General features: G+C 48.4%; 12 protein-coding genes. All 12 read left to right on the plus strand.

What is annotated here, in order from left to right:
• Positions 1 to 254 precede the first annotated feature (254 nt).
• The 12 genes from CLOSYM_RS10310 to spoVAE all read left to right on the plus strand — a co-directional run bounded on the left by CLOSYM_RS10310 (position 255) and on the right by spoVAE (position 8377).
• Positions 255 to 1616 (plus strand): bifunctional folylpolyglutamate synthase/dihydrofolate synthase, encoded by a 1362-nt coding sequence (locus tag CLOSYM_RS10310; RefSeq protein ID WP_021642093.1) that lies wholly within the window; start codon positions 255 to 257, stop codon positions 1614 to 1616.
• Positions 1617 to 1618: 2 nt separating this feature from the next.
• On the plus strand, positions 1619 to 1774 hold the full coding sequence (locus CLOSYM_RS23010) for a hypothetical protein (protein WP_003504302.1): 156 nt from the start codon (positions 1619 to 1621) through the stop codon (positions 1772 to 1774).
• A gap of 9 nt (positions 1775 to 1783) precedes the next feature.
• The gene (locus CLOSYM_RS10315; protein WP_003504304.1) at positions 1784 to 3322 is read left to right on the plus strand and encodes a tetratricopeptide repeat protein; all 1539 of its coding nucleotides are present in this window, start codon (positions 1784 to 1786) and stop codon (positions 3320 to 3322) included.
• Between the two features lie 134 nt (positions 3323 to 3456).
• Entirely contained in the window at positions 3457 to 3798 is a 342-nt protein-coding gene (locus CLOSYM_RS10320; protein ID WP_003504306.1) for an anti-sigma factor antagonist, read from the plus strand.
• 37 nt (positions 3799 to 3835) lie between these two features.
• On the plus strand, positions 3836 to 4312 hold the full coding sequence (gene spoIIAB, locus CLOSYM_RS10325) for an anti-sigma F factor (protein ID WP_390570610.1): 477 nt from the start codon (positions 3836 to 3838) through the stop codon (positions 4310 to 4312).
• Positions 4313 to 4316: 4 nt separating this feature from the next.
• On the plus strand, positions 4317 to 5030 hold the full coding sequence (locus CLOSYM_RS10330; protein ID WP_003504310.1) for a SigF/SigG family RNA polymerase sporulation sigma factor: 714 nt from the start codon (positions 4317 to 4319) through the stop codon (positions 5028 to 5030).
• Between the two features lie 157 nt (positions 5031 to 5187).
• Positions 5188 to 5355, plus strand: a complete 168-nt coding sequence (locus CLOSYM_RS23015; protein WP_003504312.1) for a hypothetical protein — start codon at positions 5188 to 5190, stop codon at positions 5353 to 5355.
• On the plus strand, positions 5352 to 5978 hold the full coding sequence (locus CLOSYM_RS10335) for a stage V sporulation protein AA (protein WP_003504316.1): 627 nt from the start codon (positions 5352 to 5354) through the stop codon (positions 5976 to 5978). The genes CLOSYM_RS23015 and CLOSYM_RS10335 overlap by 4 nt, the downstream gene beginning before the upstream one ends.
• The gene (locus CLOSYM_RS10340) at positions 5968 to 6420 is read left to right on the plus strand and encodes a stage V sporulation protein AB (protein WP_003504317.1); all 453 of its coding nucleotides are present in this window, start codon (positions 5968 to 5970) and stop codon (positions 6418 to 6420) included. Before CLOSYM_RS10335 ends, CLOSYM_RS10340 begins: the two co-directional genes overlap by 11 nt.
• 56 nt (positions 6421 to 6476) lie before the next feature.
• On the plus strand, positions 6477 to 6929 hold the full coding sequence (locus CLOSYM_RS10345) for a SpoVA/SpoVAEb family sporulation membrane protein (RefSeq protein ID WP_003504319.1): 453 nt from the start codon (positions 6477 to 6479) through the stop codon (positions 6927 to 6929).
• An 18-nt stretch (positions 6930 to 6947) separates the two neighbouring features.
• Complete coding sequence (locus tag CLOSYM_RS10350; protein ID WP_009296436.1) at positions 6948 to 7985, plus strand: stage V sporulation protein AD; 1038 nt, start codon at positions 6948 to 6950, stop codon at positions 7983 to 7985.
• A 35-nt stretch (positions 7986 to 8020) separates the two neighbouring features.
• On the plus strand, positions 8021 to 8377 hold the full coding sequence (gene spoVAE / locus CLOSYM_RS10355) for a stage V sporulation protein AE (RefSeq protein WP_003504323.1): 357 nt from the start codon (positions 8021 to 8023) through the stop codon (positions 8375 to 8377).
• Positions 8378 to 8643 lie beyond the last annotated feature (266 nt).

The raw sequence follows: 8643 nt of genomic DNA on the forward strand, positions 1-8643 counted from the left end.
TCCGGACGCGTCCTCCAACCTCAGTTAAATCTCCCTTTATTGCACTGTTAACTAAATGACATTGCCATATGAACAGTAACGTGTCGATATATCAGAAAAAATACCGAAATAAACTCCTTGCATAATACCTGATGTATATTATAATAGTAAAGTAAAACCATTATTTTATACATGAAGCGGTATTACCGATTGTCAAAGTTTTGACAGCTTGAACGGTTACTGCCGTTTACAGATAAAGGCCTTCAGGCAGAAAGATGGAAGATATGATGAAAGAACAGAACGCAGCTGTGAATGAAGCAGCAGAATATCTGGATCAGATACCGAAGTTTTCTAAAGAGAAGCATACTGTGGAAACTGTCAGGGAAATGCTGAAAATTCTGGGAATTTCTCAGGAGGATATGAAAATCGTGCATATTGCAGGTACCAATGGAAAAGGCTCTGTCTGTGCATTTCTGTCATCCATTCTCAGGGAGTCCGGACATAGCTTTGCTGTATTTACATCCCCCCACCTGCTTTCGATCCGGGAAAGGTTTGCTTTTAACGGACGTGATGTGGAGGATGAATTATTTTTGTTTGCATTCCGGAAGGTTTGTGACGCGCTCGAAGCATTCGGAGAAATAGGGGCGGGCCATCCCTCCTACTTTGAGTTTTTATTTTTAATGTTTATGGTTATGGTAAAAGAATCACCCTGCGATTATGTAATTTTGGAGACAGGACTCGGCGGGCGTCTGGACGCGACAAATTGTGTGGAGCATCCCCTGGCGGCCGTGATTACGTCTGTCAGCCTGGATCATATGGAATACCTGGGTGACACAGTATCCAAGATTGCAGGAGAGAAGGCCGGTATTATCAAAGCCGGCGTACCCGTAATATTCGATAATACATCGGCCGAGGCGTCATCCGTCATCAGGGCGAAAGCGGAAGAGATGGGCAGCAGGGCCTGGCCGGTGGACAATACGTCCTACAGCGGACTGGAGCTTGACGGCGATCACTTAAAGCTTTTGGCAAAGAATAAGGATGGGGACAGAGAATACCGTCTCGATATCCCGTTTGCCGCCGAATATCAGGCGGTGAACTCTATGCTGGCGTTCCGCACTGCTGAGCTTATGGGAATCGGCGGGGATGTAATCTGCAGAGGTATCGGACAGGCCGTATGGCCCGGACGGATGGAGCAGATCATGAAGGACGTCTATCTGGACGGCGCCCACAATGAGGGCGGAATCCGTGAATTTGCAAAAGCGGCCAGGACGATTGCCGCCAGGCACGGCGGCAGGAAAATCCTTGTGTTTGCCGTGGTTTCAGATAAGGAATACCGTGAGATGGCGGAGATTCTCTGCAGGGAATTTATGCCGGATGTGCTGATTCTGACACAGATAGAATATGGACGGGGGCTGGCGATTAATGAACTTAATCAGGCCGCCCACGATGCCTGGAATGCTGTAGACGGCCGGGCCGGAACAATGGACAATGGAAGCGGCCACGATATCCGGGTGATTAAAACGGTGGAGGAAGCATTAAAAGAGGCTGTTAATGAGAAAAAAGCAGAGGATACGGTTTTCTGCGCAGGTTCTCTCTATTTGATCGGAGAGATAAAGGATGTGCTGAGGAGGAATTAAGCATGAGCGAAGAAGTATTGGCAATTGATTTTGACAGTGAAATAGAGCGGTTTAAACCAAGCCTTGAGGTGGAAGATATCGGCGAGGCGATTGTAAAAAGTGATTTGACGGATATGTCCGACATCATGATTGAACTTTTAAAGAGAATGAAAGAATAGGCGGTAAGAATGGATCAGATGAAAAGAATCCGCCTGGTTTCCAACAGCTTTTACAATACCGGGCTGGAACTGGCGAGAATACGAGATTTGACAGGTGCGGTACAGTATCTGCAAAAGTGCCTGAACCTGAATAAATACCATATAGAAGCGAGAAATCTGCTGGGCCTTATATATTATGAGATGGGAGAGATCTCGGAGGCGCTTGTACAGTGGGTTATAAGCATGAATTTCCAGGAGAATGACAACAGGGCGGATCATTATCTGGAGCAGATACAGAGAAAACCGGAACGCCTCGAGGTGGTCAGCCAGAATGTGAAAAAGTATAATCTGGCTCTCCAGCAGGCTCAGAGCGGAAGCGACGATCTGGCGGTCCTGCAGCTTACACGTGTGGTGGAAGCCAATCCGAAGTTCATTAAGGCGCATTTGCTGCTGGCGCTGCTGTATATCAGTCACGAAGACTATACCAAGGCGGGAAAATCTCTCTATAAAGTATTAAAAATAGATAAAAATAATCCCAAGGCATCCTGGTATATGTCGATTGTCAAGGCCAGGACGGGAAAGGCTGAGATTGAGCGCAGAAAGATTAAAAATGCATTTTCCCACCGGCAGATGCAGGATGACGATGTCATTATTCCGCCCAGCTACAAAGAGAATACCGGGTGGCAGTCCGTACTCAATATCGGTGCGGGACTCCTTTTGGGCGCGGCGGTTATCTTTTTCCTTGTCATGCCGGCCGCGACGAAGAAATTAAATAACGAACACAACCAGGAGATACTCCAGTATAATGAGCAGCTCAATCAGAAAAATGAGGAAATCTCCAGCCTGAACAACAGCATTGAGACTTATAAAAGCGATAAGGATTCGGCGGAAGAGCAGTTAAACAACTTCTTAAACAGCAATGAAAGCGTGGTAAACCAGTACAGTATTCTGGTAAAAATATTGCAGGCGTACAGAAATAATAACCTGACGGAAGCGGTATCCCTTTATGCCGGTTTTAATCCGGCCCTGTTTACGGATGAAAAAGATCTTGCCATTGCCAATGCGGTGAAGCAGGATATAGAGACTAACGGATACCAGACTCTGGAGGACCTGGCTTATACGATGTGGTCCGCAGGAAGACTGAGCGAGGCGTTGAGCTACTATCAGACCTGTCTGAGCATCAGGCCGGATAACCCTAAGGTTATCTTTAATATGGCGATGATTAACCGCTCCCAGGGACAGACGGATACGGCCGTTCAGCTTTTCACCCAGGTCGTCACCCAGTTTGCCGATTCGGAATATGCCGACAGGGCGAGAAGCCAGTTGGCGGAGCTGGCGCCGCAGAGCGAGGCGGCCGGTGCGCCGGGTCAGTCGATGGGAAATCAAAATCCATCGGGAACAGAGCCGTCGCAGGCGGATTCGGGTAACAGCGGCGCTGCGGGAACCGGTACTGCGGGGACCGGCACAGCGGGTGCGGATACAGGTGAAACCCAGCCGGCTGCAGATGAGACGCAGGCTCCGGCCGGTGAAAGCAGCGCTCCGGAAGAAAGCAGCGCAGCCGGAGAATAAACGGCAAAGGGCGCAAAGCAGCAACATGATAGAAGACACTACGGAAGATAAATGATGATACCCGTAGTGTCTTCTTTTTTCATTGAATTTAAAGCAGCAGCTTATTATTGAAATATCGAAAGGAGCATATAAAAATGCAGAATGAACTTTTTACCTATGAGGCAGACGGACAGGCTCTAATCATCCATCTGCCGAAGGAACTGGATCATCATAACTGCCGTAATCTGAAATATGAAACGGATCTTCTGATGGAAGAAAATTATATCAACAAAATTGTTTTTGATTTTTCAAACACGGAATTTATGGACAGTTCCGGAATCGGAGTCTTGCTGAGCCGGTACAAACAGATGGAGGGCAGCCGGGGAACGGTCCGCATTTACGGCGCAGGTCCGAGAATCACGAGAATCCTGACGATAGGAGGGATAATGAGACTTGTCAAAAAGTGTGATACAAGGGAAGAGGCAATCTATGGATAAGGAAAGAGAGGAGAATAGTGTGAAGGCGGGACAGACCATGCAGGAAATTCAATTAAATATGGATATAAAAGAACAGGGAGCCGGAAAAATGCCCAGAAAAGAATGGATGAAAATGCAGATTGAGAGCCGGTCGGAAAATGAGGAGTTTGCCAGGGTTACGGTAGCCGTATTCATGAGCCGCATGGATCCGACCCTCGAAGAAATTAACGATGTAAAAACCGCAGTTTCAGAGGCGGTAACCAACTGTGTCATACACGGATATGGGAACGGGGAAGGAATTATTTACATAGAAGCCGGTATTGAGGAAGATGAGCTTTCCGTATGGATCAGGGACGAAGGGAAAGGAATTGAAGATATCAGGATTGCGATGGAGCCCATGTATACCAGCGATACCTCCGGGGAGCGTTCCGGTATGGGATTCTCTTTTATGGAGGCGTTCATGGATCAGGTGGAGGTGGAATCAGAGCCAGGCCGGGGAACTATGGTAAAAATGAAAAAGAAAATCGGCAGGTGACTCTATGGATGAGACCATGAAACTGATCGAGATGGCTCACAGCGGGGATAAAGCAGCCAGAGAAAGGCTGGTAATGGACAACGTAGGACTTGTCTGGAGTATTGTCAGACGTTTTACGGGAAGAGGATGTGAGACAGAAGATTTGTTTCAAATTGGAAGTATCGGTCTAATCAAGGCAATCGACAAATTTGATACTTCCTATGACGTACGGTTTTCCACCTACGCAGTTCCCATGATCACGGGAGAAATCAAGAGGTTTCTCAGGGATGACGGAATGATCAAGGTAAGCCGTTCCATTAAAGAACTGGGCTTTAAGGTAAGCGCGGTCCGTGAGAGCCTGTCGGGTTCCCTGGGACGCGAGCCTACGCTGGAGGAGATTTCAGAAGCTTTAGAGGTCAGTAAAGAGGAGGTGGCGGCATCCCTTGAAGCCGGCTGCCAGGTTGAATCACTCTATGCGCCTTCCGGTTCGGGAGAGGATAATACCTTGTCCCTCATCGACAAGGTGGCGGAAGAAAAAGAAGAAAATGAAATGCTTCTGGACCGCATGGTTCTGGGAGAGCTTCTGAAATCACTGGAGAAAAAGCAGAGGGAAATCATAGTCCGACGGTATTTTTATAATCAGACCCAGACCCAGATAGCGGAGATCCTTGGAATCTCCCAGGTGCAGGTGTCCAGAATGGAACGGAAAATACTGCGTGAGATGCGTGAAAAACTGTAGGTATGGTTTCATAGGAAGGTAAAACAGGGAGACGGCAAAGACAGGGGCCGCCTCCCTGTTTCCGATCTTCATATTAAATTATTTTTACAGAGAATAAAAATCCGTCTTTGCACCATACTATCCCTAAACAGTTCAGAGGAAAAGGATGTGAAGTGACATGAATCTGCGAAAAAAAACAGGATTAATCATACTGCTCTGCTGTATGGCGGCTATCGTGGCCGTAGTATGGTACTGTCTTCTGACCGTGGGCCGTAACTCATCCCATGTTGACGGCACCTTCGTCAGAAACCTGGAAATCAGGGAAGAAATGGAGATGGCAGCATGACACAGACAGTATATGTAAAACTAAGCCAGATTACCCAGGTCCATAAAAAAGATGTATTCCTGAGTGACATTGCAGATGTTTACTGCAGTGACAAAAGCACGGCCAGCCGCTGCAAAGCGGTGAAAGTGCAGACAATCCATTCGGATCAGGAAAAACGGTATATGGGCAGCATTGTGGACGTTGTTCAGAAAATTTCTGAAAATGTTCCGGAAGCGGAAGTCAACAGTGTAGGAGAAACAGATTTTATCATTGATTATCAGCCATCTAAAAAGCCAATGTACACCTGGCAGTGGCTGAAAACTATTTTTGTCTGCCTGGTGTGTTTTTCAGGCGCGGCATTTGCAATTATGACTTTTAACAACGATGCCAGCGTACTGGATGTATTTAAGGAACTTTACCGTCTTATCATGGGACAGGAGTCGGATGGACTGACCATACTGGAAACCTCCTACTCAGTCGGCCTTGCGCTGGGAATTATCGTATTCTTTAACCATTTTGCAAAGCTCAAGCTGAATACGGATCCGACGCCGCTTGAAGTGGAAATGCGTTTATATGAAGATAATATCAATAAAACCCTGATTCAGAATGACGGAAGAAAGGAGTCTGGCGTAGATGTTTCTTAGACAGTCTCTTCTGGTTTTTATCGGATTATGTGCCGGCGGCGTCATAGCGGCCGGCGTTTTTGCTTTTTTGGCCATCATAGGGGTCTTTCCCCGGGTGATTGGAAAAACGGGGACAAGCCGTCATATTCTTCTTTACGAGACCGTTATCATTATCGGCGGAATTTTCGGAAACGTGCTGGATATTTTTGAATTTCCGATGCTGTTTGGCGCCAGAGGTCTGGGGATACCGATTCTGGGCCATCTTGTGCTGGGGATTTTCGGACTTTGCAGCGGCATCTTTGTCGGCTGTCTTGTCATGTCCCTGGCGGAAACACTGAAGGCTCTCCCGGTTATCAGCAGAAGGATCCGGCTTGCCGTGGGGCTCCAGTATGTGATTTTATCCGTTGCCCTCGGAAAATTATTCGGCTGCCTGGTCTACTTTCTGGGAGGCATGGGAAGCTGATGCTGCACATTTTAGTAAGTTAGAGATTTTGAAGAAAGACAGGAGGCGCATAGCAGATGGAAATAGATAAAAAACAATATGGCGAGTATGTAAAGCAAAAGACACCGGTACACAGTACCTTTAAAAATGTTTTGGCGGCCTTTTTAACCGGAGGGCTAATCTGCATGATCGGCCAGATTCTGCTGAATCTTTTTAAAGAGGGAGGGCTTGAAAAGGATGCGGCTGCAGCATGGACGCTGTTAATCCTGATTCTTTTAAGTGTTGTTCTGACAGGACTTAACATATTTCAGAAAATTGCATGCTTCGCCGGAGCCGGGGTACTTGTACCCATAACCGGTTTTGCCAACTCTGTGGCTGCCCCCGCCATTGAGTACAAAGCGGAAGGCCAGGTTTTTGGTGTGGGCTGCAAGATATTCACAATCGCCGGGCCGGTTATCCTTTACGGTGTTCTGGTGTCCTGGGCGCTCGGTGTTATCAGTGTGATATTCGGTTTCGGGCTGAATCAGTAAAAGAAAGGAGCAGGTGAGATGCAGAAAGGAAAAGCGAGCATAAAATTTGATAAGGAACCGGTGATTATGGGAGCGGCATCGATCGTCGGTGAAAAAGAAGGCGAAGGCCCGCTTAAATCCTGTTTCGACAGGGTGGAGCCGGATCCGATGTACGGACAGGATAGCTGGGAGGCGGCCGAGAGCGAGTTCCAGAGACAGACGGCTCTCAAATGCCTGGAAAAATCAGGGCTTAAGGAAAGCGATATCCGGTATCTGTTTGCAGGAGATCTTCTGGGACAGATCGTGGCTACTTCTTTCGGCGTGCAGGATTTGGAGATACCGGTGTTCGGTCTGTACGGTGCCTGCTCAACCATGGGAGAGGCAATCATGCTGGCTTCCATGACGGTAAACGCAGGTTATGCGGACCGTGTGATGGCTCTGGCGTCGAGCCACTTTGCTTCTGCGGAACGCCAGTTCCGTTTTCCGCTGGCATACGGCAATCAGAGACCGCTTTCGACGACCTGGACGGTAACAGGCTGCGGTTCTGTTATCGTGGGAAAGGATGGGAAGGAGAGTCCCTCCGCTCAGGAAAAGATCTATGCAAAGGTGACCGGGGCTACGGCGGGAAAAATAGTGGATATGCAGTCAAGGGATTCCATGAACATGGGAGCGGCAATGGCAATGGCGGCAGTTGATACGATTTTGCAGAATTTCAGGGATTATGAAGTGGATCAGACTTATTATGACAAGATAATCACGGGAGATCTCGGCTCAGTCGGACAAAATATTCTATTTGACTTCATGGATAAGGCAGGCCATGATGTGAAAGGGATTCATATGGACTGCGGTATGACGATCTTTGATTCGGCTGTTCAGGATACACACTCCGGCGGAAGCGGCTGCGGCTGTTCGGCCGTGACTTTATGCGGCTATATTCTTCCGAAGCTGCGCAGCGGGGAGTGGAAGAGAGTGCTTTTTGTGCCGACCGGCGCGCTGCTTTCCCAGATCAGCTTCAACGAGGGGCAGAATGTTCCCGGAATTGCCCATGCGGTAATGCTCGAGCATATCGGAGCCTGAGCGGACACAATCGGAATGGAGGAATAAATAGAGATATGGATTATATAAAAGCATTTCTGATAGGCGGCCTGATTTGTGCCGCGGTACAGATATTAATGGACAAGACAAAGCTCCTTCCAGGACGGATTATGGTGCTGCTTGTAGTTACAGGGGCAGTCCTCGGCTGGATAGGAATCTATGAACCGTTTGCCGAGTGGGCCGGAGCCGGGGCTACCATCCCGCTGCTTGGCTTTGGTAATACCCTGTGGAAGGGCGTTAGCGAGGCTGTTGGCAAGGACGGTATACTTGGGCTGTTTAAAGGCGGATTTACTGCCGGTTCAGCCGGAATATCGGGTGCTTTGATATTTGGTTATATTGCTTCTCTGATTTTCAAGCCGAAAATGAAGGGGTAGAGATTTAATTAAGCAGGTGAGGACGTCGCCGGTACGGCCAGCGGACGGGGTGGTTGGGTGTGCATATGAGTCTTTCGTCCCGGGGGAGTGGCCTCTGGCTGGAGAAGGAGATACTGTGGTTTCGTTTTCGCAGGGCGGAGCCGGAGAGATTGATATCCGCCCGGCGCGCTTTGCCTCCCTCTGTCTAAGAGCTATCGACTCTCAGATGAACGTCCTTCCGGATATCATTCTTTCCTTCTCCGCCGGAAGATGTCGGCAGTATCTCC

Source organism: [Clostridium] symbiosum ATCC 14940 (genome assembly GCF_000466485.1).
Taxonomy (GTDB): domain Bacteria; phylum Bacillota; class Clostridia; order Lachnospirales; family Lachnospiraceae; genus Otoolea; species Otoolea symbiosa.